The sequence below is a fragment of the Enterococcus sp. 9E7_DIV0242 genome (assembly GCF_002140975.2).
GTDB lineage: Bacteria > Bacillota > Bacilli > Lactobacillales > Enterococcaceae > Enterococcus_L > Enterococcus_L clewellii.
In genome coordinates this window covers 1,784,955-1,808,242 of sequence record NZ_CP147247.1, presented here as the reverse complement: position 1 = coordinate 1,808,242, position 23,288 = coordinate 1,784,955, and the positions used below count along the sequence as shown (strand labels likewise).

The window sequence follows — 23,288 nt, the reverse complement described above, 5'->3', positions numbered from 1 at the left end:
ATCCTTTGATATTAAAATAGTAAGTGCGCAGTGATCCAAGGAGCTGCGTAAAGAATCATAAACTGGACACCGTAATTGACCCCCATATTGTTCAAGGTACCACATACGATCCCGACTAATAAAACACCAAAAATATTGATTAAGCCGGCATCCATATAGGCAAGCAATAGGATAAAGCCAATGAACAGACCTAAAATTGCTTCATGGGGGATTTTTTTCAGTACAAAAGCAGTCATCTGCTGTGCATATTTCATAGCAATAAAGTAAGTAACAACAGAAGCAATCACTGCTGCTAATAAAATAGAAAAGATAAATTCACTTCGTGAAAGCAGGTGATGAATATTGTTGTCTAGCGTAAAAACAGGTGGCGCGTTAAACAGTGCATTTGCTGGTCCGACAGCTACAGGAGAAAGCGGAATCCCTAAGGCAATCAATGGAATGATCACACCTGAAAGATAGGTTGCATGAGAAAGAGCACTCATTGAAGTGATTGCCATGCTTGCCTTTTTCACAGGGTCTTTTTCTTTATTCGCTGTAAGCTCACCGAAAAGAATAGTTAAACCAACAGGGCTTAAAAAGAAAAGGAAATTAGATAGTAATGAAACGAGAGCACTTGTCCCTGCTTCTTTCTTTGTTACAGTTTTCAGCGGGTGCTTCAAGCTGTCCTCTTCAGATACTTTTTTTATAGTAATTTTCTTTTTGTCATGGCGAGGAAGTTGGTCTCTTTTTTGCTTGTTTAGCAAACCCAGTAAAGAGACGATTAACGGACCAATCGTAATTCCCAAGAAGAAAGAAGTTGTTACATTTTTTTCTTGAGGAACGGCACCGATACCCCAGTATAAATAACGCAGCCCTTGGAAAAGAAGAGCTAGTGGAATGATACTGAGTAAAGCGAATAATTTGTTCTTTCCAATCAGTGCCAGAAAAACAGCACCAAATACGAAAAGTAGGGACGCGTAGGCTTTAACTGATTCAGAAAAAGGAGCCAAAATATTTGCCAGCAAAAGGCTGACAGGAATAGCTACGACAGTTCCGATGATTGAGCCAGTCGCCATTTTTTTGATACTCGTTGCCGCCAATCCTTTGTCCTTAAGAAAGAGGGCATGCTCAATCATTGGTGTTGACATGACACCACCCGGCAACCCAACAAGGGCAGTAGGGATAGCATTCATGAGGTTCAATGTGATGATTGCTGCAATAAAGAAGGTGAGAACAACAATCGGCTTTACACCAGAAAGAACCAGTGCCAGTGTGACTGGCATCAGTACAGATGTTTCATCCGTACCGGGAACAAAACCAATAAATGTATAAAGAACGATGGCACCAAAAATCGCCAACAGCATTTGCAAAAGCAAAGAAATATCCATAACTATTCCTCCTCCTCAACGACTGTTCGTTTTGGTTTTATCGCAAAGGTGATAATCAGAAATCCTAGAACAGCACCACCGAGTCCAAAAAATAATTGCTTTGTCTGGTCTGTGGCCGGAGCAATGAAATACCCCGCCATAGTAAAACCGCTACACACAGCAACAGCAATAATTAAATCCTTGATTGTAACGAGATCTCCCCAGATCTCAATAAATTCTTTTTTCACTTTCTTTCTCCTTTCGATTTGTGAAATCTAGGGACTGTGACAATTACATGCCATAACTCCCCCGAAAAACGGACATACGATGTTCCAAAGGCAGCATCTTCGATAGTAAGACGGAAATTCGTAAAAATTTGTGAAAAAAATTGGAGGATTTCCGGCTTAGTGTTTGAAGCTGCATTCTTCTGCTTCCACAGGTTTCAGGTTATTACAATCCTTGAGACATGGAAGAGCTTTGTCACAACCTCAATTAATTAGTACCACTAAAGGCTGAACCTGAGAACATCACTATGTTCTTGATTTCAGCTGACTGGCAAAAAAAGAAAGCAGACGATCAGCCTGCTACTCCGTAGATTTCACATAGTTAACCTTCATTAGTTTATCGAAAAAGGGAAAGCAAGTAAAATTCTTTCGCTCATTTCTAAAGAAAACGTTAAGCCCGTCAACTGGGGATTTCCACAGTTTTTAGGAATAAAATAACAGCTACTTGAGAATGATTCCCAATGTTTCCGCGATTGTCAACGCTTGTTCGGCATTCACGATCATTCCCCGAATTGATTCAGGCGAAAGAGCAATTGTATCAAATTGGTTTTCTGAAAAGTCCAAATTTTTTAAAGGCGTATTAAACCACTGACTCTGTGTAAGTTGGCAATCTTTCATTTTTAAATGCTGCCAATCCAGCTCAGAGAATTCAGCCTGTCTCAAACTGGATTCTTCAAAATGAACTACCTTCATTGTAGACATTGAAAAAGAGGCATAATCCAGAATGCAGTCACTGAAAAGGCAGTCTTTCAAGTAAGCTTCCGCAAAATTACAACCAGTCAGCTTGCATTGGCGAAACTCTACCTGATGAAAGCCGGAACCAATCCATTCAGAGTTGGAAAAATCACAGTGTTCAAAAACAACATTAACACATTCAAATTGACTCAACCGACTAGCTGGCATTTGAAATTTTTTGATGTGGCTCTCTTTGATGAAGAGATGATGGAAATCGGCCTCGTACAGCCCCTCATTTTCGAGTAGCACAGCATCAATGGTCGCTTCATCTTCAAATGTGGGCATTTCAGCAATCAAATTGCCTGAAAGCATTGGTGTGATTCGTTTTTTTTCTTTCATATCTATAATCTCTCCCTTTCATTCGCACTTTTTATCCTACATTATACTAGAACAATTTCCTTCTCGTTCTAATGATCACAGTTGTTTTTTTAATTCTGTGAGAAAAATGAGGATGTACAATCAGACAATCATTGTATAATGTACACTCCTAGTGATGAATTCTGAGCAAAAAGAAAGTTTCACGACTTATTATTAAGATAGCATAAGATTTTTCTTGATTTTTTAATGTTATGAAGGTAAACTATATCCCATAGCAATAAATAATTATTAAATTCTGAGTTTTCAGAAAAATTGACGACAGAATTTTTTAGGAGGAAAAGGGAATGAAGTTAAAGAAGTCATTTGCTTTAGGGACAATCACTTTACTTAGTGTAGGAGTATTAACTGCATGCGGAGGCGGCAGTGGTTCAACAGATGATTCAAAATCTGCAGATTCAAGCTCTACTAAAAAAGCGAGCGGAGAACAAATTTTCCGTGTAATCGAGCAACAAGAAATGCCTAGTGCCGATTTATCAGTTGCGACCGATGTAATCAGCTTTACTGCGTTGAACAATGTTTATGAAGGGTTATACAGATTAGACTTGGACAACAAAGTAATCATTGCTGGTGCCGCTGAAATGGCTGAAGTCAATGAAGATGGAACAGTTTATACCGTAAAACTGAATGAAAAGTCTAAATGGACAGATGGCGAGCCGGTAAAAGCAGAAGATTACGTTTATGGCTGGCAGCGTACAGTTGATCCTGCGACGGCTTCTGAGTATGGGTATATGTTTGCACCAGTAAAAAATGGTGAAAAAATTGCGAATGGCGAAGCGAAACCTGAAGAATTAGGAATCAAAGCAATCGGTGATTACGAGTTGGAAATCACACTTGAGCAAGCAACGCCTTACTTTGATTACCTGTTAGCGTTCCCTTCATTCTTCCCACAAAGAAAAGATATCGTGGAACAACATGGAAAAGAATATGCAGCAACAAGCGAAAATGCTGTTTATAATGGCCCGTTTGTACTAGACGGATTTGACGGACCTGGTACAGATACAGAATGGTCTTACAAGAAAAATGCAGACTATTGGGATGCTGATACTGTTCAATTAGATGAAGTGAAAATAAGTGTTGTTAAAGAAGCACCAACTTCATTGAACCTATTCCAAGACGGTCAAGCGGACGACGTAATCCTTACAGGTGAGTTAGCGCAACAAATGGCAGCAGACCCTGAATATGTAATTCAAAAAGAAGCATCAACACAATATTTAGAATTAAATCAAATTAAAGACGATTCACCATTCAAAAATGAAAACTTAAGAAAAGCCATTTCTTATTCTATCGATCGCGATGCATTGGTAAACTCAATTCTTGGTGATGGATCAGTAGCTCCGAAAGGCTTAGTACCAGCTGATATGTCTACTAATCCTGATACAGATGCTGACTTTGTAGAAGATGCTGGGGATGATATCACCTCTGACGAAAAGAAAGCAGCAGAACATTGGGAAAAAGCGAAAAAAGAACTGAATATCGATTCTCTTGAGTTTGACATTCTTTCTTCTGATACAGATTCTTCTAAGAAAGTAACAGAATACATCCAAGGTGCGATTCAAGATGCATTGGATGGCGTAAAAGTAACATTGAGTCCGGTACCATTCTCTGTACGTCTGGATCGCTCAAATAAAGGTGATTTTGATGTTGTAATGGGCGGCTGGGGTGCTGACTACGTTGATCCAAGTAGTTTCCTAGATCTGTTCATCACGGATAACTCTTACAACCGTGGACGTTACAGCAACACAGAATATGATGAGTACTTGAAATCTGCTGCAACAACAAATGCGAATGATCCTGAAAAACGTTGGGATGATTTAGTAAATGCAGAAAAAATCATTACAGGTGAGATGGGTGTCATTCCTCTTTATCAAAAAGCAGAAGGTCATATGCGCTCTGCGAAGATTAAAGACGTTGGTTTCCACCCAGCTGGAGCTCAATATGATTACAAGTGGACATACGTTTCAGAATAAGCTGAAAGAGCTGTCTATATAAGTCTGTTAAATTTTCTACACATGAAAAGCCTCCTTTGAATAGAGTATAAACAAAGGAAATACTCGTATGTCACGCTAATTTAGCAGAAGCTGTATATAGCAAAAGGACCCTTGCCTTCTTAGGAAAAGGCAACGGTCCTCTTGCTATCTTTGCTTAGAAAAAGTAAAATAGTAAGGAAACGATAGCTGGAATCAGCAAAAGTCCCCCTGTTTCAAGCCAGTAAAGCCGGTGGGCGTTGCCGATTTCTGAAAATGGTATAAATTCTTTCGGTTCATTTTTCTTTCTCCGCTGAAAAGCTTTTTTCATAAAGTATTGGAAATTATCAAAGAATCCTGAGGACATAATCCACAGTGCAATTCCGATGATGAGAAAGAAAAGTGAAACGATAAAGAACGTATCAGATATGGATTGGACAGTAACTGATTTTTTTATTAGAAATAAATAGATAAAAATGCCAAAACTGGAGATTATAAATGTGGCCAATGGCCATTTTAATTTTTTCATAGGTTCTTTCCTTGTCTATATTAGTTTTATTGTCTATACTTTATCGAAAACAGCTGTTGAAGTCAAAAAAATTTCGGAGGTGTCATTCTTGAACAGTTTTGGGAAGTATTTTCTTAAACGTGTTTTCTTCATGATAATCACATTGTGGTTAATCGCAACACTTACGTTTTTCCTAATGCAATTATTACCAGGTACACCATATACCAACCAGGAAAAACTAAGTCCAGAAACAATTGCCATGTTGAACAAGCAGTCCGGTCTGGACAAACCGGTCATCGTTCAATACGGAATCTATTTAAAAAATCTTGTAGTGGGTGATTTTGGGATTTCATTCCAATTTAAAAATCAGCCAGTAGCGAAACTCTTGTTTAATCGTATCGGTCCTTCTGTACAATTAGGTGGACAAGCGATTATATTCGGTACATTTGTAGGTATTCTATTAGGGATTATCGCAGCAATGCGTCAAAATACCTGGGTGGATACTTTAGCAACCCTACTTGCAATTTTAGGGCGGTCTATTCCAAACTTTGTTTTTGCGGTACTGCTTCAATACATTTTCGCAATGAAATTGGGCATACTGCCAATCGCAAAATGGGAGACCTTTGCTTCTACAATATTACCGACGATTGCTTTGGCGATGAGTCCTATGGCGGATTCGGCCAGGTTTATTCGAACCGAGATGGTCGAGGTCTTACATAGTGATTATGTAGAGTTAGCTCGTGCGAAAGGATTAAGCCGCTGGCAGGTGGCGTTCAGACACGGTTTAAGAAACAGCTTGATCCCGTTGATCACATTATTGGGACCTTTGGCTGTCGGCTTGATGACAGGCTCTCTTGTTGTTGAAAATATTTTTGCGATCCCTGGTATTGGGGAACAATTCGTTAAGTCGATCATGACTAATGACTATCCAACGATTATGGCAGTAACAATCCTTTATTCTACAATGCTAGTTATCGTTATTTTGGTTGTTGACTTGCTTTATGGCTTGATCGATCCAAGAATTCGTGTATCAGGAGGTGACAATAGCTAATGGAAACAATCGATTTGAACAAAGTACCTGATTCTGTTAAAAATATTCCTTCTGATGAGTTTCAGCTTTTAGATGCGTCAACATCAAAAGAAAGAGAACGAATCGTTGCGCCGTCACTGAATTTTATTCAGGATTCATGGCGCCGTTTGAAGAAAAATAAAGCGGCAGTTATTTCACTGGCTATTTTGATTGTCGTTATCATCATCTCTATTGGTTCAATTTGGGTATCTCCACATGATCCAACCAAACAAAATGTTTCGTATATCAACTTACCTCCGAGAATTCCGGGGTTAGATGCTATTGATGGCTTGAACGGAAAAGCTGTTGTTGCAGGACAAGTGGTCGATAAATATGCACAAGCAAAAGTTCCGGATAATCTGAATTTTTATTTCGGGACAGATGGATTAGGCCGTGATGTTCTTAGTCGTTTAATGATGGGGACACGTGTGTCATTATTGATCGCCTTTATTGCGGCAATTCTTGATATTACAATCGGGGTAACCTATGGCTTGATTTCAGGGTTACTGGGTGGACGTGTAGATACTGTGATGCAGCGTATTCTAGAAGTCCTTTCCGGTATTCCCAACTTAGTTGTTATGATTTTGATGCTTACTGTATTTGATCCAGGAATTTTATCTATTGTTCTTGCAATGGTGGTAACGAACTGGATTTCAATGGCTCGGATCGTTCGAGCCCAGACCTTGAAATTGAAGGATCAGGAATTTGTTTTGGCAGCCCAAACCTTGGGAGAATCTCGCTTGAAGATTGCCATTAAACACATCCTTCCGAATATTTCAAGTATAATCATTGTCCAAATGATGTTCAGTATTCCATCAGCGATCTTCTTCGAAGCATTCCTGAGTTTCATTGGATTGGGATTGAGACCGCCGACCGCTTCACTGGGTACATTACTGAATGAAGGATACAAGACATTCAGATTCTTGCCTTACCTGATGTGGATTCCGGCAGCAACATTATCTGTGATTATGATTTGTTTCAATTTACTGGCTGACGGTTTGCGTGATGCCTTAGATCCTAAGATGAAAGAGTAGAGTGAATGACTATGGAAAAAGTATTAGAAGTAAAAGATTTGCATATATCTTTTGATACATTCGCAGGAAAAGTCAATGCCATTCGCGGTGTGAACTTTGATCTTCATAAAGGGGAAACACTGGCAATCGTTGGTGAATCTGGTAGTGGGAAATCTGTAACAACCAGAACAATCATGCGCTTATTGAGCAGTAATGCGAATATTCATAAAGGTGAGATTCTTTTCAAAGGATCTGACATTGTTAAAAAGACAGAAAAAGAAATGCAGACCATTCGTGGAAAAGAGATCGCAATGATCTTCCAGGACCCAATGACATCATTGGACCCAACAATGCCGATCGGCAAACAGGTCGCTGAATCTTTGATTAAGCATAATAAAGTTTCAAAAAGTGAAGGCTTGTCTCAAGCACTTGAACTATTGAAGTTGGTTGGTATTCCAAATGCTGAAAAGCGTTTGAAAAACTATCCTCACCAATTTTCAGGTGGGCAACGTCAGCGTATCGTAATCGCGATTGCATTGATTTGTTACCCGGAAGTTCTGATTGCCGATGAGCCAACAACTGCATTGGATGTAACAATTCAAGCACAGATTCTTGAACTGTTGAAGGACCTACAACAAAAAATCAGCACATCAATCATTTTCATCACCCATGACTTGGGTGTTGTGGCGAATGTTGCTGATCGTGTAGCAGTTATGTACGGTGGACGAATCGTGGAAGTGGGAACTTCTGAGGAAATCTTCTACAACCCGCAGCATCCATATACATGGGGCTTGCTTGGTTCAATGCCAACATTGGAAGGAACAGAAGAGAAGCTATATGCGATCCCAGGATCACCTCCTGATTTATTGGATCCTCCTAAAGGAGATGCGTTCTATCCTAGAAATGAGTTCGCATTGAAAATCGATGCAGAACAACAACCTCCTTATTTTGAGGTATCACCTACGCATAGAGCAGCAACTTGGTTGTTAGCTCCGCAAGCGCCGAAAGTAACTCCTCCGGCGGAAATCGAAAGACGTTGGGCTATTTACAGAGAGCGTCATAATATTTCAGAGACAGGAGGAGCGAACTAGTGGATTTAGAAAAACGTAAGTTACTTTTAGATGTTAAAGGCTTGAAGCAGTATTTTAATACTGGTCGTCCTGATGAAGTAAAAGCAGTAGACGATGTCAGTTTTCATATCTATGAAGGCGAAACATTTGGATTAGTTGGCGAATCCGGTAGTGGTAAATCAACTACAGGCCGAAGCGTTATTCGTTTATACAATCCGACAGATGGAGAAATCATCTTTGATGGCGAGAATATTGCAAATATCCGTTCAAAGGAAAAAATGCAGGCATTCCGTCGTGAAGTACAGATGATTTTCCAAGATCCTTATGCTTCACTGAATCCTAGAATGAAAGTAAATGATATCATCGCTGAGGGGATTGATATCAATAAATTAGCAAAAAATGATGCAGAACGTACAGCTAGAGTCGAAGAGTTACTGAAAGTTGTTGGGCTTGATCCAAGCCACGCATCACGTTATCCACATGAGTTTTCAGGTGGTCAGCGTCAGCGTATCGGTATTGCTCGTGCATTAGCAGTTGATCCGAAGTTCATCATTTGTGATGAGCCGATCTCTGCCTTAGACGTTTCGATTCAGGCACAGGTAGTTAACTTGCTTCAAGATCTTCAAAAAGAAGCTGGATTGACTTACTTGTTTATCGCCCATGATTTATCCATGGTAAAACATATCAGTGACCGTATCGGTGTTATGCACAGTGGGAAACTGTTGGAAATGGGTTCAAGTGATGATATCTACAACTATGGTGTTCATCCGTATACTGAGAGCTTGCTTTCAGCTATCCCATTACCAGATCCAGACTATGAACGTACACGTAAACGGATTGTTTACAAGCCTCAGCCGCAAGACGGCAAAGAGCGTCAGCTGCGTGAAGTAGCACCGGAACACTATGTTTATTGTGCAGAAGATGAAATCGATATGTACAGTCAAAAAATTGCCGATAAAAAGGCAAAAGCACTTCATTGATGGGCAAATTAGTTTAATTTATTTCTGAGTGTTGCGACACTCAGTAGAAAATCCTATAAAAGCTGGACATCCTTGTTCAGCTTTTATATTACTCTTGGTATGTTTGAAAAAAGGAATTACGAGTGATGGTCTATCAGAAGGTTGCTCAAGGCTGTCTGAAATGGTCAGCTGTTTCTCCTTCTGATTGTCGCTCTCGCAGGGTGGTGTTATTGGTGAAAGTGTTAAAAGCCTGTAAATACAGACTCTATCCTACCTCGTCTCAAATCGAATTTTTTGAAAAGACTTTTTCAAGTGTTTATCTGGTCCATAATCTCTTGTTGCAGGATCGAATCAACCTGTACAGAGAAGCCAAAAAGAATCCTCAGCTGAAGCAGAGTTTACCGACTCCGGCGAAGTATAAAAGGGAGCATCCGTTGTTGAAAGAAGTCGATAGCCTTGCTCTTGCGAATGCGCAGGTTCATTTGGAACGATCTCTAAAAAGATTTTATAGTGGGAAAGATGTTGGCTTTCCAAAAATGAAATCAAGAAAAAATCCGGTTATGTCATACACAACCAACAATCAAAATGGTACAATAAAGTTTGTTGGTCTAAATTGTTTGAAAATTCCGAAATTAAAATCATTGATAAAAGTCAAAATGCATCGTGAAGTGAAGGGAAAGATAAAATCTGCAACAATTTCAAAGTCCTCAACTGGAAAATATTTTGTATCGATCCTGTGCGAAGAGACAATTGCCTGTCAAAAGAAGACAAACAAGGCTGTGGGAATCAGTCTCGGTTGTTCAGAGCTCGCTGTATTGTCTAATGGACGGCGAATCGATAATGATTGTTTGACAGAAGAAATTGAACGTAAAATTCGACGAGAAGAGAAAAAGCTGGCGAGAAAGAAAAAGTTGGCTAGCCAAAAGGGTTTGGATCTGTTAGAGCAGAAAAATTATCAGAAGCAAAAAATGAAGGTAGCGAAATTAAGGGAACGGTTGCTAAATCAGCGCAATGATTTTCTGAACAAAGTAACCACAGATCTGATCAAGGAATATGATTTGATTTGTATTGAAGAGGCACACAAAAAGGAGTTTCATCGAAACTGTAAATTAACAAAAAGGGTTTCTGATGTTTCTTGGTCGCTATTTGTATCCAAGCTAGAATACAAGGCCATGTGGCACGATAAGCGACTAATCAAGATAAAGAAAAATGATCAAATTGAAGCAACAAAGATTCCTACTAAGATGATACTGGATATTGATCAAGAGCTCAGTGAAAGTGATACTGAAACAGCGAGCAGTATTCAGTTATTGTTGCAAGGATTGAATCAATAAGTATGAAAAACTGTAGGGACTACAGGGTTAGCTTAGGGGATATAAGATAATAGATTATCTGTTTCTAAGAAGCTCTCCGACTTGGTTGGAAGGCAGTTCACTAATTATTAATAAAGGATACTATAGAGGTTGGGTCAGAAGCGTTAAGCTTCAAACAATAAGAGAAAATTTACGAAAATCGATCCATAGATTTTTGCTGAATTTCAGCTTATTGTCGAAGGAGTTGCTTCTTACCCACCGTTTATTCGGTTTAAGGTGTAGATAGAGCACGGGATTTGAATATCTTTTTCCACACTGTTTAGTCATTTCAGTACGAGATGCAAGAACTTCAACCGAATTAACGGATACAATAAAAGAGAAAAAAACAGTATTGACAATAAATAAAATATCGTTTATACTGTTCTAGTTGAGAAATAAAAGCAGAAGCACCCGCTTCTCGCCTTAGTTGAGTATATCACTGGGCTGGATAAGAGGATTCCTTGTATCGGTAAGATATGAGTATGAATTTACGCGGGTTCTGAATGGAACCGGCTTTTTTTATGCCTTGTCACTGAAACACAAGGAAAAGAATAACGCATTCTGTTGGATGTTCTCTAAAAAACTTGGAGGTGAATGACCATAGCAAAGGATATGATGGTGAACGACGGGATTCGTGCGCGTGAGTTACGTTTGATCGGGCAAGATGGTGAACAACTAGGTGTTAAGACGAAAGTGGAAGCTTTGCAAATTGCTGAAACTGCAAACCTAGACTTAGTCCTTGTTGCTCCAGGCGCAAAACCACCTGTGGCACGGATAATGGATTATGGAAAGTTCCGTTTTGAACAGCAGAAAAAAGAGCGTGAAGCTCGTAAAAAACAAAAAGTAATCAGCGTAAAAGAAGTTCGTTTGAGTCCGACAATTGATGTCAACGACTTTAACACAAAACTTCGTAATGCACGTAAATTCTTGGAAAAAGGTGACAAAGTGAAAGCTTCGATCCGTTTCAAAGGCCGTGCCATTACCCACAAAGAAATTGGTCAGAAAGTTCTTGATCGCTTAGCTGAAGAAACAGCAGATATTGCTACAGTGGAACAGAAAGCGAAAATGGACGGACGCAGCATGTTTCTAACGCTGGCACCGAAAATCGACAAGTAGTTTGAGAAATATCAATGGACCTGTTCGTCAGAACAAAAGATTTTGAGGAGGAAAATTAGTCATGCCAAAACAAAAAACACACCGCGGATCAGCAAAACGCTTCAAGCGTACTGGTAAAGGCGGTTTAAAAAGATTCCGTGCGTTTACAAGTCACCGTTTCCATGGTAAAACTAAAAAACAACGTCGTCAATTACGTAAAGCAAGAATGGTATCAGCAGGCGATTTCAAACGTATTCGTCAGCAATTAGCAGGAATGAAATGATTTTAGCTAATTATAGCTGAACAACTCTTGTAACGAAAAAAATAAAAAATCCAAAGAAATGATAGATATTTAGGAGGAATTCAACATGGCACGTGTTAAAGGTGGAACAGTAACCCGTAAACGTCGTAAAAAAATCCTTAAGTTAGCGAAAGGCTACTATGGATCAAAACATACTTTATTTAGAACAGCTCAAGAACAAGTAATGAAATCTTACAGCTACGCATACAGAGATCGTCGTCAAAAGAAACGTGATTTCCGTAAATTATGGATTGCACGTATCAACGCGGCAGCTCGTATGAACAACCTGAGCTACTCTAAATTAATGCACGGTTTGAAATTGGCTGAAATTGATATTAACCGTAAAATGCTTGCTGACTTAGCTGTAAATGATGCAGCTGCGTTCACAACTTTGGCTGACCAAGCGAAAGACGCTTTAGCTAAATAATACGAAAATAAAAGGGGATTCTACTCATTATAAGAGGAGAGTTCTCTTTTTTGCTGTGCTCTTACATAGTCGACAGTTTATTCTGTTTTACCAACTCTCTATTTGGTAGAATGGATACATCTAAAATAGGGAGGAGGAACTGCAATCATCTCAATAAAAGAAGTACTGGATTATGTACAGGAAACCTATGGAACAATACCAGATCATCCTTTCAAAAAGCAGCCGGAGTATACAGTTCTTCGTCATAACTATAATAAGAAATGGTATGCGCTGATAATGAAGCTGCCAAGAAATAAAGTGGGTTTAGCTGGAAATGAGCTGATGGAGGTTGTTAATGTTAAAGTAGACTTGGAGATGGCTGAAATTCTTTCGCAATCAAATGATTTTTTTCCAGCATATCACATGAACAAAGAGCATTGGATAACTGTCCGATTGGATGGTCAGCTTGAAAAAGAAATAGTGTTCAGTCTGTTGGATGAAAGCTTTTGGTTGACCAAATAGCAGAGAAACCTGAGGTAAACGTTTAGAAACCTGAGAAAAAATAGCTGTTTGAATAAATGTGGGGTATGTCACGTACATTTACTCAAACAGCTTATTTGTTGTGATTAGTAAGAAAACCAGGAAAGAATCTCCTTTTTCCCAGAGAATAATTTGCCTAATGGAATATAGGAAGCATCATGCTTTTTCGTATAGAAAAAAACGTAGCTGTCTGTGATCTTTTTAAAAGTAACTTCATCCTGTAGAAATTCTTTTTTTTGCAAAAGTTGAACGAATTTCTAGTTTATCTGAAGAAACAGTTAATGTATAAGGAATCGTTGCTTTTTCATCATTGTTAAAATAGGTCACGAGCAGGTCTTTCCTCGCTTTTGATTGATAATTTTGCCAAAAATAGATAGTTGATTTGCTTTTAAAGGCTGCAGATATAATCCCGCCAATGACTAATCCCACTCCTGAAATAAGTAAGTTGTTAAGAATCAAATATAAGACCAGTGGCATAGCAATGAGCAATAATAAGAAAACCAATCTTTCCCAACGTTTCACTGAATCTTTTATAGAGGGGACACACTCTGATAAAAAGAGCTGTTCCTGATAAACCATCATATCATCCAAAGTTATTTCATAAGAATATTCCATAATGTGATAAACCTTTCTTCCACGGATTAAGAAAACTTAGTCCACTGAGCTTCATTTGTCATTTTACTTGTAATAAAATTGTCTTCCAGGTGTTTTTTGAGAAGATGACGGTGTTTCTTGTGAGCTGTTTGGATACGACTCTGCTTGCTTTCTTGGAAAAACATCATAAGCACCTGTAAAAAGAGAGCAGCCAATCAGAAGTATTGTGGCTAAGGCGACCAATAGACTGCTCTGTGTTCTCAGTTTTTGTGAGTCAAGCATCACCTTCAGCCTAGTTTGTATTTCATTAACATTTTCATATAAGGTAATCGCGGCGGTTTTCTCCTTGTAAGTCCCAGAATGCTTGGTCATTTCTATCAAGGTCATGCCATACTGATACCGCTCTTCCTTTGTCATAAAGCGTGTAGATGCCTCGTCACAAGCATATTCACATTCGCGATTGAGTGTTCTGTTGATAAAATAGATCAACGGATTGAACCAATGAAGGCAGAGAATGAGTTGCATCAGCCATTTATACAAAAGATCCTTGCTTTTATAGTGCGTCAATTCATGTGAAAGGATGTGAGACAATTGCCTACTTGTCAGATTCACATGTGGTAGAACGATGCTGCTTTTGGCTACACCAAGCAGTAGTGGTGAAGAAATCAATGAGGTCGTGTAAAGCTCGATAGGACGAGTGATTTTTTTCTCCTCACAAATCGTACTTAGGATATCCAGAATTTCAGGGTCGTCGACAGGTGTCCAATCGGCTTTGATATACTTTATAAAGCTTTGGTATTTTGTTATTTTTTGCACTATAAGGAAAAAAGCGACAATCAACCAGAAATAGAATATATAGCGGTCAATTGGTGTACGAACACTTCCCATTACGACATTATCCCCGATCACAACATTTTCCCCTACAATGATAGGAGATGCGCTATTTCCTATACCAAAAATCATTTCATAGAAAGAGGTAGACTCTATCGCAGGATACAGTGTACTGATTAAGCTGTATTCTGCAGTTATTGGAAGTAGGAAGCGGAGAAGTACGATTAACAACAGGTAGTAGTGAACACGCTTTGTAAATAGCTTTTGAAAAAGGCAACTGAACGCCTTCCATACACAAAAAATGATAGAGCCAGATAAACTAAGCGAAAACAATAAATTAAGAAATTGCTCAATCGTCATTCGCATGCTTCTCCCAATAATCTTTTAGTTCCTGCATTTCATCGTTGGAAATTAATTCATTTTCAACCAATGTAGCAATCAATCCCTTGACCTCGCCCTCATAAACCTTTCCAACAAATTCCTTTGTTTCCAGTTTGAGGTATTCTTGCTCTGTCAAAAGAGCGATATACTCGTTTTTTCGTCCTTTTTTTTGAACCCTCAACATATTTTTTTCCGTCAAACGTGACAGGAAAGTCAAAATCGTATTATTTTTCCAGGTAAATTCCTTTTTATGAAGCTCATCAACGATTTCAGAGAACATCATCTGTTGATTATGCGCCCAGATAATCCGTAGTATCTCCAATTCTGAATCAGATATCAATGAAGCCATCTTCAGTCTCCTTATAGTTTGATAGTTGTATTTTTTTGAAAATAAAAAATTTCAGCCAATTAATTATAACATGAATATTGACACTTTATAATAACGTATGCTAGTATAACTACATGTTGTAGGTATAAAATGTGAGCGCGCACAAATTGAACTTCACAACACGTTCAACTTTAGGAGGTATTACTTGAGTAAAAAGTATTTGTTGGGATTAGTGTTTATTTTTATCCTTGGAATGATAGTGAATAGTTGTTTTTTGTTTCGTCAATCTGATTTGCGAGATATTACTACTAATGATTCGGTAGCTAAGAGTACTCAAACTATTTTGGATAGCGACCAAAAGGAATCCGAGTTTCAAATGAATAATGAACTATATAGCAACCTGTATACGTATGTTAATAATCCACAGCTGATCACGCAATCAGGGATGTTCGAGCAAGAGATTTCTTTTGTTGCTCAAATGAAGGGATCCCCTATGAAAATAGATTCTCCAGAAGAAACATTAGATGGTGAATGGTATATTTCTGTTTATTTATTGAGAAATCAAAAAAAACCTCTGTACTTGAATGTATCGCTGATTGAAAAAGAAGCGTGGCCAAAGGATGGCGATATTCTGTCTATTTCTGGAAAACCGGTCGGCTATCTTTATGCGATTCATGAAAATGAACGAATAAATGTTCTGGACATTGATGGGACGGACATAAAAAAACGAACACACACGATCCCGCCTATTACAGAAGGAACAATTGAAACAATGGACTATAGAATAACAATCACAGATAGGGTAGTAGTACCTGATTCCTTTGATAACAAAACCCTAATTATTTATTATACATTTAAAAATAAAAAGAATAGTACGGCGATTTCCCCAATCAGGACTTTTTTTTCTTTACCCAAGGGAAAGAGCAGCTGTCACACACGATTTTAGCTGATCAGAGTGACAAGCTTGATCCTATGGCACTAAAAGACGAGGCGTTGGAACCTGATACTGAGCTATTATATTATGCAGCACTACATCTGATAGAAGAAAAGATGCCAGTAAATATCACAGTCTATGATGATGAATACAATTTATTGAGTAGACAGGAACTAAGTTTATCGGAGGCAGAGTAGCTACTTTCTCTAGTATCAGCTGTCATGAAAATGCACCTCAAAAAAGAAAATAAGCTAGAGTGCCCCGACGGGCGATAAAGTAAATCAAAGTACTCTAGAAGAGTAATGAAAAAATCGTTGACGATAAGGAGAAATAAAATGAAAAAGAAATTGATTTATATAGGGATTTTAGTAAGTATGGTAACGATTATGTTTGCGGGCTGCGGTTCGGCTGCGGATAAAACAGATCAAGCGGCAAAAACAGAGAAGAAACAAGCTGATTTTGATGATATTCAGATAGGCCTTACAAAGGATCAGCTGATTAAAACATACGGCGAGCCGGAAGCAACGGTTTCAGATAATACGGAGGTTATCCAACGGTTGACAACAGATATGACAGCGATTCAAACCGAGATGACCGATGAGGCACAGCAACAGCAGCTTGTTCATTTTTTTGGAGGCACGGAAGAAAAGATGCAAGAAGCTTTGAATGATATGCTAGACTCTGCAAGTGAAGGCATGGAGTTATTGGAGTATAACGTGGCTGGAGAAGAACTATCGATCTATATCGTTGGTGAAAAAGTGCTGCTTCGTACATTTTAAGTGAAATAGGCTGAAGTATATTCTTAAGAAAAAGATAGAATCTAAGACGTAAGTAGATTGTGAAAAAAGAAATGGAGTTACTAAAATGAAATATATAGTGAAACAGAAATTGGTTGCTTTAAAACCGACATATGAGATTTTGGATGGGGCGGGCAATGCCGTGTATAAAGTAAAAGGAAGTTTTCTAGGACGTGAAAATTTCGAGATTACTGATTTAGAAGGCAAGACTGTAGCAAAATGTGGGACAGATATGAATCTGTTCAGTGTACTTGGGTCATTTTTGAGATACAATTTCAAGAAATACCATATCAGCGTAGGAGAACAAAAGGCTATCTCGATCGCACGATCATTAAATATTTTTAGTTATAATTTTACTATTGATTCTCCTTTAGGTGCAGTGCAACTGGGTTATGGAGCAACCGGTAGCCATCAGTTTACACTCAATGGAGAGATTCTTTGCGACATTGATAAGCGAAAACTGACTATGGGTGGAGATGAGTATCATATTGAGATTGATGATGCCCATGACCATAGAGTTTTTTTACTGACAACTATCGCGTTGGATCGCATTTATTATACGAAAAGATAGAATAGGTATTTTGTAACTGGATAATGAAAAATAGAGGGGATGAGGTAGTCTGAGTGAAGGAGCGAACTATCTCATCTCTTTTTTGGGTGCGTCCTTTCGTGGATGATTGAAATAGTACTCTCATGGATTATTAAGAATCATATAGACGAACAACCATTCACTCCGTTATAATGGTAGAAAAGAAAAAAAGGATGATGACATTTTATGGACCCCCAGATAGGCATAATGTTGCCTGTGTTGATGATATTGATTTTACTTTCGGCATTCTTCTCTTCCAGTGAGACAGCTTATTCTTCGCTGAATAGAATTCGAATGATGAAGCTGGCAGAAGCCGGCGATAAACGTGCCAAAATTGCACTAGATTTGCTAAATGATTTTGACCGTTTTCTTTCAGCGGTTTTGATTGGGAATAATATTGTAAATATTGCGAGCTCTTCTATAGCTACTATGTTGTTCGTAGCTTATTTTGGAAATATGGGTGTGACTCTTTCTACTGTTGTGATGACGATTGTTGTACTAATTTTTGCTGAGATTTCACCCAAAACGATTGCTAAGGAATCGCCAGAATATTTTGCACTGATGTTTGCCAGACCATTGAAGCTTTTGATTGTTGTGTTATCTCCATTGACGTTGTTTTTTGCCGGCATGAAAAAAGTGCTCGTTTGGCTGATGCCTAAAAAAGATGGCGGACCTTCGATCACGGAAGAAGAGTTGTTGACTTTGGTAGAAGAGGCGGTACAGGAAGGCTCGATCGATGAAGAAGATGAGATTCTAATAAAGAATGTTGTGGAGTTCAATGACTTGGAGGTTCAAGATATTTACACACCACGTCCTGAAATCGTTTCGATCAGCAGCAAGCGAACACTAGAAGAAATTTCGGATCTGTTTCGTGAAAGTGGACTTTCTCGTTTGCCCTATTATGACCAAACGATCGATCAAGTACTTGGTGTTGTAAATCAAAAGGATTTTTATTATGATGTGCTGATTGGAGAAATGGAACTGGTAGACATTGTTAAACCAGTCTTGTTCATTCATGAAGCTATGCGTATCTCTGAGCTGATGAAGAAATTTCAACGGGAGCAAAGTCATTTGGCGATCGTTGTTGATGAATATGGTGGGACAGAAGGGCTTGTTACTTTGGAAGATGTGGTAGAAGAGCTAGTTGGTGAGATTTGGGATGAGCATGATGACCGTCAAACCGATTATCAAAAATTAAATGAACGTCAATATTTGATTCAAGGTGCAGCGGAGTTTGATGTACTTGAAGACTTGTTTGGACTTGAGAATGATACCAATGCTACTACGCTTGGTGGGTATATTATGACGAAGCTTAGCCATGTACCGACTGTTGGAGAAATGCTTGATGTTCCGGGACTAAAGCTGGAAATCAAAAAGATGGACGAACATCGTGTCGATGAAGTGATGGTTACTGTTTTACCGGAAAAACAAGAAACAAAAGAGTTGACTGAACATACAGAATTACCTGTATTGGAAGATGGGCAGTAGATAATCGTTTAAAATCAAGAGATTGCTATTGAAGACTTCAAGCATATCCAGCATAAAATAAAAACAAACCGATGATTTCAGAAAAGAAGGCTTTTCTTGGAATCATCGGTTTGTTTAAATAAAATTAGTTTTTTTCCGTATATGGGGTAGCTGTTTCTTTTAGAACAGCATTCAATTCTTCAATATTTTTTCGCCCGGTACTCTGTAGCCATTCTCTAGCGGCTGTTTCACCATTTTTTATAAATGGTTCTACGCCGCCAGCCCAAGTTGCCCGTCCGCAAAGGACCCCATTAAAGGTCGATCCAGCCTCTTTAGCGAAGCGGAGGGTTTCCTTGAATAAGTCAGCTGAAACGCCTGCACTTAAAAAGATGAAGGGAATATCTGTTATACTACTTTGCTCGAGAAAATAGGCTTGCGCCTGTTCTTTGGTGTAGATACTCTCTTCACCAAAGCCCTTAACGAAGTTCATGTTTACCGGAACTTCTACCTTTAATACATCTACATGAAATTGAGGCTCAGAAAAAGTTTTCATCATTTCGATCACTTTTCGAGGCTTGATCTGTGCATATTCTTTCGACTGTGGGTCGTCGATCGTGTCATCATACGAAAGAAGCTCTAGATAAAAAGGGAGATCCTCTGCGATACATTCGGAGGCGATTCTTTCAACAAATGCTTTTTTTCGATCATTGATCTCAACACTTTCATCGACATCATAATAGAGTAAGAATTTACAAGCATCTGCTCCAGCTTCTTTCAGACGTCGAACAGACCAGTGATCAAGTAAATCAGGAAAGCGCCCTTTTACAGAAGAATCATAACCCGTTTTTTCATAAGCCAAAAGTAACCCAGCTTCTTTGTCACGCGCCTTACTTGCTGGAAGACCGTATTCAGGATCAAGTAAAATCGACGAGGCATAAGGCGTCAATTCCTCTGAAACGAGGGTTTTAAACGCCTCAATTTCTTTATCGTCTGTTGAAGGCTGAAAGCGGGTCATCATTTTTTTCATAGCGCCACGTTGATCAATAGCTAATGCGGCGATTACTCCGTCTTTATTTGCCAAACGTTTCATAGCGGACTGTTTTAATGAGTCATTCATTTTATTTTCCTCCTAAAGTTTTTCTACGTGAATTTGATCAAAGTAGTCATTGAAATGATCTATATCGATCGTTCCAGTCTGAGCTTCTAATGTATTGAGCAAACCTGTCGTCATCCCTGTTTTCAATACATCAGAGAGAGACTTCTTATGATAAAGTGCAGCAGCAATCCCAGCTAAAGAAGCATCTCCTGAGCCAACGGGATTAATGGCCTGTATTTTTGGCAGTGAAGCTTTGTAATAGTTGTCACCGTTTTTAATCAAGGCACCCTCTGCGCCTAATGTCACAACAATATACGAAACGCCATCAAATAATGGATCTTTCAGATAATCAAGGAGTGTCTCTGTGTTACGACTGGGTTTCTTTTGCAACAGGTCAGCAAGCTCCTGGTGATTTGGCTTGATGAGATAGGGTTTGTTTTTTCCAGCCAGTGCCTTTTGGAGATATGGACCAGATGAATCCAACAGTACCTTGCATTTTTCTTTTTCTGATAGAGCTAGCAGCGTCTGATAAAAGTCATCTGGACAGCCTTGAGGCAAGCTTCCTGAAAGTGTGACCCATTCAATTCCGGTTTTTAATAGTACAGTAAAGTTTTTTAAGAATTGATTGATTTCATCCTGCTTGATGGTAGGTCCTGGCTCTAAAATTTCTGTCTGCTTATTTTCTGATAGAATCGCAATACAGTTGCGTGTCTCTTCTGCACAAGGAGAAAAAGAATGCTTGATCTCTAACTGATCGAGTCCATCTTTCAATAATTCCCCTGTATGACCGCCAAGAAAACCAGTTGCTGTTACGGGGATTTTTAATTGATGGAGGACTCTACTGACATTTAGCCCTTTTCCACCGGGAGTTTTCGTTACTTTGTCTGTGCGGTTGACATGGTCCATTTGAAAGTTGTCTACAAAATAAGAAATATCGATAGAAGGATTAAGCGTTACGGTTAATAGCATATGTCTATCTCCTAATCTGTATACTCGCCACGGTCCCATTTTTCCAGAAATTCATCAAAAAGATGTGCATCAGCAATTTCTTCTGGATGGGGCGTTTCGATTTCTTGAAGTTTCTTGATCAGCTGTTCATTTTCAGAAGTAGGCTGATACGCTGTTTTTAAGAATTCCTGAATGATATCACACAATAGAAGCTCCCCAATGATTTTTCCTCCAAAAGCGATAACATTGGCATTCAGTTCTTTTTTTGCATAGACAGCAGTTGACATATCTCTGACTAGAGCAGCACGAATACCCGGTACTTTATTGACAGCATTGGTAATACCAACACCAGTTCCACAAATAGTGACGCCCATATCTGCCCGGCCGGAGCTGACTAAGAGCCCGACTTTCCTTCCGTAAATAGGGTAGTGGGTTCGAGAAAAATCATAGGTTCCGACATCTAATACCTCATGCCCTTGGCTTTTTAAAAAATCGGAAACGGCAATTTTTGTATCTGTAACAATATGGTCACAGCCAATAGCGATCTTCATTATTTTTCCTCCTAAAACATTTTATTAAGCATATCTACGCGAATTTGATGGCGGCCACCTTCATAATGAGAGGTCAAGAACGCGTCAACAATATTCTTTGCCAGATCTGGCCCAACGATGCCACTGCCAACAGTGATGATCCGAGCGTTATTATGTTCTCTTGTCATGTAGGCAGAACGTTCATCCGAAACTTCCGCAGCGATGATTCCCTCATGCTTAGTCGCCGCCATAAAGCTACCAGCGCCATAACGATCGAAGAGTATACCGAATGCTTCTTCGTTTTCTCTGATCTTGTTGACAACTCGTACAGTCGAGTCGATGAAGTCAAGGGATTCTGTTCCTGTTGTATCAACAACTTCAAGCCCTTTTCCTTTTAAATAATCGTGAATCATGTCTTTCATTTGAGTGCCGTCTTTATCCGCACCGATTATTACTTGCATCATGTTTTCCTCCTAATTGATGATTTGGATGATCTTTTCATATTTCTCATATATTTCTTCAGGAATTGTCTGATCTGTAATCAGATAATCTGCATCTGATAAGGAATAGAATTTATAAAAATCCTGTTTATCTAGCTTGAAATGATCGGCAATAATATATTTTGTGTGTGCACTCTGTAGGATTGTGCGCTGTGTAACACCTTCATCCTCATTTGAGTTTGTCACAAAGTTATCCAAAATCCCGTTTACACCGATAAATGCTTTATGTACCTGAATACTTGCAACAGTATCATTGGCAATCGTACCGACAAAGGCACCTGTTTTTGAACGATAAGAGCCGCCGATCAAAACTAGCTCAAAGCGACTATCATTCTTAAACTTATCAAATACATGAATTGAGTTAGTGATGACCTTCGCAAAATCACAGGTCAAGTAATCATAAACCAGTTCAATCGTTGTACCTGGACCTAGAAAAACAGTATCTCCAGTCTCAATCTGATTCGCTATAGTCCTTGCAACTTCTTCCTTTTCAGAAAGGTGAATATTCTTCTTTTCAATATGGCTTAGCTCTAAAAGCGTAAGGTCGCTTCCCTTAACGGCCTTTGCTCCGCCGTGTACACGAATCAATTTCCCTTGCTGTTCCAATTCCTTCAAATCTCTACGTACGGTCATTTCTGTTACATTGATCTTTTCGGTAATTTCACTGACCTTCAAAAATTTTTTCTTATCTAAAAGATCAAGCAGAGCTTTTTGACGTTCTTCCTTTATCAACGCAAACTCCTCCTTATTCATTGTTTTAAAATGTTCGATATTGTTTAATTAGAACTTATCATCTATTTTCCTTTATGTCAATGGTAATTCTTTTAGTTTTTTTAAAATATTGGTGTTGACATATTCATGAAAGCGGTATATTATTTGTTTGTAACGAACAATAAAGAACAAAAACAAACATAAAGTGAGGGCAAGACAATGAATAGAGAAGAAGCAGCAATGGTTGGTTTTGAAGTAGTCGCTTTTGCAGGCGAAGCTCGATCTAAATTAATGGAAGCGTTGAGCGAAGCTGAAAAAGGCAATTTTGCTGATGCAGATCGATTGGTCGAAGAAGCAAACACAAGTTTAATTGAAGCGCATAAATCGCAAACACAAATGTTGGCAGCGGAAGCAAGAGGGGAATCAGTCGAAGTAGGATTCATCATGGTTCATGCACAAGACCATTTGATGACAACGATGCTATTGAAGGACACAATCAAGCATCTATTCAATATCTATAAGAAATAAGTAGGATGAAGCGCAAGAAGAAAGGAGTTTTATT

General features: G+C 38.8%; 28 protein-coding genes and 1 other annotated feature. Of the genes, 16 read left to right on the top strand and 12 right to left on the bottom strand.

Annotated elements, in window-relative coordinates; genetic code table 11:
- Positions 1-11: 11 nt before the first annotated feature.
- The 3 genes from A5888_RS08555 to A5888_RS08545 all read right to left on the bottom strand — a co-directional run bounded on the left by A5888_RS08555 (position 12) and on the right by A5888_RS08545 (position 2,704).
- Complete coding sequence (locus tag A5888_RS08555) at positions 12-1,367, bottom strand: tripartite tricarboxylate transporter permease (protein ID WP_086350107.1); 1,356 nt, start codon at positions 1,365-1,367, stop codon at positions 12-14.
- A gap of 2 nt (positions 1,368-1,369) precedes the next feature.
- Positions 1,370-1,594 (bottom strand): hypothetical protein, encoded by a 225-nt coding sequence (locus A5888_RS08550; protein ID WP_170924843.1) that lies wholly within the window; start codon positions 1,592-1,594, stop codon positions 1,370-1,372.
- A gap of 477 nt (positions 1,595-2,071) precedes the next feature.
- A complete protein-coding gene (locus tag A5888_RS08545; protein WP_086350109.1) occupies positions 2,072-2,704 on the bottom strand; it encodes a pentapeptide repeat-containing protein in 633 nt (210 codons plus the stop codon).
- Between the two features lie 323 nt (positions 2,705-3,027).
- On the opposite strand from A5888_RS08545, the gene A5888_RS08540 reads away from it, so the two are divergent.
- Entirely contained in the window at positions 3,028-4,710 is a 1,683-nt protein-coding gene (locus A5888_RS08540; protein WP_086350110.1) for a peptide ABC transporter substrate-binding protein, read from the top strand.
- A gap of 175 nt (positions 4,711-4,885) precedes the next feature.
- On the opposite strand, the gene A5888_RS08535 is transcribed toward A5888_RS08540, so the two are convergent.
- Complete coding sequence (locus tag A5888_RS08535) at positions 4,886-5,236, bottom strand: DUF3899 domain-containing protein (protein ID WP_086350111.1); 351 nt, start codon at positions 5,234-5,236, stop codon at positions 4,886-4,888.
- A gap of 88 nt (positions 5,237-5,324) precedes the next feature.
- Between A5888_RS08535 and opp1B the strand changes: the two genes are divergently transcribed.
- From opp1B to A5888_RS08490, 9 genes are all read left to right on the top strand, one after another.
- Positions 5,325-6,266: an oligopeptide ABC transporter permease Opp1B gene (opp1B, locus tag A5888_RS08530; RefSeq protein WP_086350112.1), complete on the top strand. Its 942-nt coding sequence runs from the start codon at positions 5,325-5,327 to the stop codon at positions 6,264-6,266.
- Positions 6,266-7,318, top strand: a complete 1,053-nt coding sequence (gene opp3C, locus A5888_RS08525) for an oligopeptide ABC transporter permease (protein WP_086350113.1) — start codon at positions 6,266-6,268, stop codon at positions 7,316-7,318. Before opp1B ends, opp3C begins: the two co-directional genes overlap by 1 nt.
- Positions 7,319-7,323: 5 nt before the next feature.
- The gene (locus A5888_RS08520) at positions 7,324-8,388 is read left to right on the top strand and encodes an ABC transporter ATP-binding protein (RefSeq protein ID WP_086350114.1); all 1,065 of its coding nucleotides are present in this window, start codon (positions 7,324-7,326) and stop codon (positions 8,386-8,388) included.
- Positions 8,388-9,347, top strand: a complete 960-nt coding sequence (locus tag A5888_RS08515) for an ABC transporter ATP-binding protein (RefSeq protein WP_086350115.1) — start codon at positions 8,388-8,390, stop codon at positions 9,345-9,347. The genes A5888_RS08520 and A5888_RS08515 overlap by 1 nt, the downstream gene beginning before the upstream one ends.
- Before the next feature lie 212 nt (positions 9,348-9,559).
- The gene (locus A5888_RS08510; RefSeq protein ID WP_086350222.1) at positions 9,560-10,660 is read left to right on the top strand and encodes an RNA-guided endonuclease TnpB family protein; all 1,101 of its coding nucleotides are present in this window, start codon (positions 9,560-9,562) and stop codon (positions 10,658-10,660) included.
- Between the two features lie 411 nt (positions 10,661-11,071).
- Positions 11,072-11,206, top strand: a sequence feature (ribosomal protein L20 leader region).
- Between the two features lie 66 nt (positions 11,207-11,272).
- Complete coding sequence (gene infC, locus A5888_RS08505) at positions 11,273-11,794, top strand: translation initiation factor IF-3 (RefSeq protein ID WP_086350118.1); 522 nt, start codon at positions 11,273-11,275, stop codon at positions 11,792-11,794.
- Positions 11,795-11,855: 61 nt separating this feature from the next.
- Positions 11,856-12,056, top strand: coding sequence for a 50S ribosomal protein L35 (rpmI, locus tag A5888_RS08500; RefSeq protein WP_086350119.1), 201 nt, complete (start codon positions 11,856-11,858; stop codon positions 12,054-12,056).
- An 85-nt stretch (positions 12,057-12,141) separates the two neighbouring features.
- A complete protein-coding gene (gene rplT / locus A5888_RS08495) occupies positions 12,142-12,501 on the top strand; it encodes a 50S ribosomal protein L20 (protein ID WP_086350120.1) in 360 nt (119 codons plus the stop codon).
- A 144-nt stretch (positions 12,502-12,645) separates the two neighbouring features.
- A complete protein-coding gene (locus A5888_RS08490; RefSeq protein ID WP_086350121.1) occupies positions 12,646-13,002 on the top strand; it encodes an MmcQ/YjbR family DNA-binding protein in 357 nt (118 codons plus the stop codon).
- A 231-nt stretch (positions 13,003-13,233) separates the two neighbouring features.
- On the opposite strand, the gene A5888_RS08485 is transcribed toward A5888_RS08490, so the two are convergent.
- The 3 genes from A5888_RS08485 to A5888_RS08475 form a co-directional block, all read right to left on the bottom strand.
- On the bottom strand, positions 13,234-13,635 hold the full coding sequence (locus A5888_RS08485; protein WP_086350122.1) for a hypothetical protein: 402 nt from the start codon (positions 13,633-13,635) through the stop codon (positions 13,234-13,236).
- 63 nt (positions 13,636-13,698) lie between these two features.
- The gene (locus A5888_RS08480; RefSeq protein ID WP_170924845.1) at positions 13,699-14,805 is read right to left on the bottom strand and encodes a M56 family metallopeptidase; all 1,107 of its coding nucleotides are present in this window, start codon (positions 14,803-14,805) and stop codon (positions 13,699-13,701) included.
- Positions 14,795-15,175, bottom strand: a complete 381-nt coding sequence (locus A5888_RS08475) for a BlaI/MecI/CopY family transcriptional regulator (protein ID WP_086350124.1) — start codon at positions 15,173-15,175, stop codon at positions 14,795-14,797. The genes A5888_RS08480 and A5888_RS08475 overlap by 11 nt, the downstream gene beginning before the upstream one ends.
- A gap of 184 nt (positions 15,176-15,359) precedes the next feature.
- On the opposite strand from A5888_RS08475, the gene A5888_RS08470 reads away from it, so the two are divergent.
- The 5 genes from A5888_RS08470 to A5888_RS08450 all read left to right on the top strand — a co-directional run bounded on the left by A5888_RS08470 (position 15,360) and on the right by A5888_RS08450 (position 18,962).
- Positions 15,360-16,100, top strand: coding sequence for a hypothetical protein (locus A5888_RS08470; protein ID WP_086350116.1), 741 nt, complete (start codon positions 15,360-15,362; stop codon positions 16,098-16,100).
- 26 nt (positions 16,101-16,126) lie between these two features.
- Entirely contained in the window at positions 16,127-16,285 is a 159-nt protein-coding gene (locus tag A5888_RS08465) for a hypothetical protein (protein ID WP_170924844.1), read from the top strand.
- Positions 16,286-16,423: 138 nt separating this feature from the next.
- Positions 16,424-16,867, top strand: a complete 444-nt coding sequence (locus tag A5888_RS08460; RefSeq protein WP_339102039.1) for a hypothetical protein — start codon at positions 16,424-16,426, stop codon at positions 16,865-16,867.
- An 85-nt stretch (positions 16,868-16,952) separates the two neighbouring features.
- Complete coding sequence (locus tag A5888_RS08455) at positions 16,953-17,456, top strand: LURP-one-related family protein (RefSeq protein WP_086350125.1); 504 nt, start codon at positions 16,953-16,955, stop codon at positions 17,454-17,456.
- 204 nt (positions 17,457-17,660) lie between these two features.
- A complete protein-coding gene (locus A5888_RS08450) occupies positions 17,661-18,962 on the top strand; it encodes a hemolysin family protein (RefSeq protein ID WP_086350126.1) in 1,302 nt (433 codons plus the stop codon).
- Positions 18,963-19,086: 124 nt separating this feature from the next.
- Here A5888_RS08450 and lacD read toward each other — a convergent pair whose 3' ends face one another.
- Genes lacD through A5888_RS08425 form a run of 5 tightly spaced genes read right to left on the bottom strand, consistent with a single transcriptional unit; the run spans position 19,087 to position 22,747 of the window.
- A complete protein-coding gene (gene lacD / locus A5888_RS08445; protein WP_086350127.1) occupies positions 19,087-20,058 on the bottom strand; it encodes a tagatose-bisphosphate aldolase in 972 nt (323 codons plus the stop codon).
- 12 nt (positions 20,059-20,070) lie between these two features.
- Entirely contained in the window at positions 20,071-21,006 is a 936-nt protein-coding gene (locus A5888_RS08440; protein ID WP_086350128.1) for a 1-phosphofructokinase family hexose kinase, read from the bottom strand.
- Between the two features lie 11 nt (positions 21,007-21,017).
- A complete protein-coding gene (gene lacB, locus A5888_RS08435; protein WP_086350129.1) occupies positions 21,018-21,536 on the bottom strand; it encodes a galactose-6-phosphate isomerase subunit LacB in 519 nt (172 codons plus the stop codon).
- A gap of 11 nt (positions 21,537-21,547) precedes the next feature.
- Entirely contained in the window at positions 21,548-21,976 is a 429-nt protein-coding gene (gene lacA, locus A5888_RS08430; protein WP_086350130.1) for a galactose-6-phosphate isomerase subunit LacA, read from the bottom strand.
- A gap of 12 nt (positions 21,977-21,988) precedes the next feature.
- On the bottom strand, positions 21,989-22,747 hold the full coding sequence (locus tag A5888_RS08425; protein WP_339102038.1) for a DeoR/GlpR family DNA-binding transcription regulator: 759 nt from the start codon (positions 22,745-22,747) through the stop codon (positions 21,989-21,991).
- Between the two features lie 198 nt (positions 22,748-22,945).
- Between A5888_RS08425 and A5888_RS08420 the strand changes: the two genes are divergently transcribed.
- Positions 22,946-23,254 carry a PTS lactose/cellobiose transporter subunit IIA gene (locus A5888_RS08420; protein WP_086351132.1) on the top strand — a complete coding sequence of 103 codons (309 nt, stop codon included), beginning with the start codon at positions 22,946-22,948 and terminating at the stop codon, positions 23,252-23,254.
- The last annotated feature ends 34 nt before the right edge of the window (positions 23,255-23,288 follow it).

What these genes read in the sequence shown, in the direction of transcription:
- A5888_RS08555 (WP_086350107.1), bottom strand. Translation starts at nt 1,367, where the DNA reads ATGGATATTTCTTTGCTTTTGCAAATGCTGTTGGCGATTTTTGGTGCC.
- A5888_RS08545 (WP_086350109.1), bottom strand. Translation starts at nt 2,704, where the DNA reads ATGAAAGAAAAAAAACGAATCACACCAATGCTTTCAGGCAATTTGATT.
- A5888_RS08540 (WP_086350110.1), top strand. Translation starts at nt 3,028, where the DNA reads ATGAAGTTAAAGAAGTCATTTGCTTTAGGGACAATCACTTTACTTAGT.
- A5888_RS08535 (WP_086350111.1), bottom strand. Translation starts at nt 5,236, where the DNA reads ATGAAAAAATTAAAATGGCCATTGGCCACATTTATAATCTCCAGTTTT.
- opp3C (WP_086350113.1), top strand. Translation starts at nt 6,266, where the DNA reads ATGGAAACAATCGATTTGAACAAAGTACCTGATTCTGTTAAAAATATT.
- A5888_RS08520 (WP_086350114.1), top strand. Translation starts at nt 7,324, where the DNA reads ATGACTATGGAAAAAGTATTAGAAGTAAAAGATTTGCATATATCTTTT.
- infC (WP_086350118.1), top strand. Translation starts at nt 11,273, where the DNA reads ATGACCATAGCAAAGGATATGATGGTGAACGACGGGATTCGTGCGCGT.
- rpmI (WP_086350119.1), top strand. Translation starts at nt 11,856, where the DNA reads ATGCCAAAACAAAAAACACACCGCGGATCAGCAAAACGCTTCAAGCGT.
- rplT (WP_086350120.1), top strand. Translation starts at nt 12,142, where the DNA reads ATGGCACGTGTTAAAGGTGGAACAGTAACCCGTAAACGTCGTAAAAAA.
- A5888_RS08485 (WP_086350122.1), bottom strand. Translation starts at nt 13,635, where the DNA reads ATGGAATATTCTTATGAAATAACTTTGGATGATATGATGGTTTATCAG.
- A5888_RS08480 (WP_170924845.1), bottom strand. Translation starts at nt 14,805, where the DNA reads ATGACGATTGAGCAATTTCTTAATTTATTGTTTTCGCTTAGTTTATCT.
- A5888_RS08475 (WP_086350124.1), bottom strand. Translation starts at nt 15,175, where the DNA reads ATGGCTTCATTGATATCTGATTCAGAATTGGAGATACTACGGATTATC.
- A5888_RS08465 (WP_170924844.1), top strand. Translation starts at nt 16,127, where the DNA reads ATGGCACTAAAAGACGAGGCGTTGGAACCTGATACTGAGCTATTATAT.
- A5888_RS08460 (WP_339102039.1), top strand. Translation starts at nt 16,424, where the DNA reads ATGAAAAAGAAATTGATTTATATAGGGATTTTAGTAAGTATGGTAACG.
- A5888_RS08455 (WP_086350125.1), top strand. Translation starts at nt 16,953, where the DNA reads ATGAAATATATAGTGAAACAGAAATTGGTTGCTTTAAAACCGACATAT.
- A5888_RS08450 (WP_086350126.1), top strand. Translation starts at nt 17,661, where the DNA reads ATGGACCCCCAGATAGGCATAATGTTGCCTGTGTTGATGATATTGATT.
- lacD (WP_086350127.1), bottom strand. Translation starts at nt 20,058, where the DNA reads ATGAATGACTCATTAAAACAGTCCGCTATGAAACGTTTGGCAAATAAA.
- A5888_RS08440 (WP_086350128.1), bottom strand. Translation starts at nt 21,006, where the DNA reads ATGCTATTAACCGTAACGCTTAATCCTTCTATCGATATTTCTTATTTT.
- lacB (WP_086350129.1), bottom strand. Translation starts at nt 21,536, where the DNA reads ATGAAGATCGCTATTGGCTGTGACCATATTGTTACAGATACAAAAATT.
- lacA (WP_086350130.1), bottom strand. Translation starts at nt 21,976, where the DNA reads ATGCAAGTAATAATCGGTGCGGATAAAGACGGCACTCAAATGAAAGAC.
- A5888_RS08420 (WP_086351132.1), top strand. Translation starts at nt 22,946, where the DNA reads ATGAATAGAGAAGAAGCAGCAATGGTTGGTTTTGAAGTAGTCGCTTTT.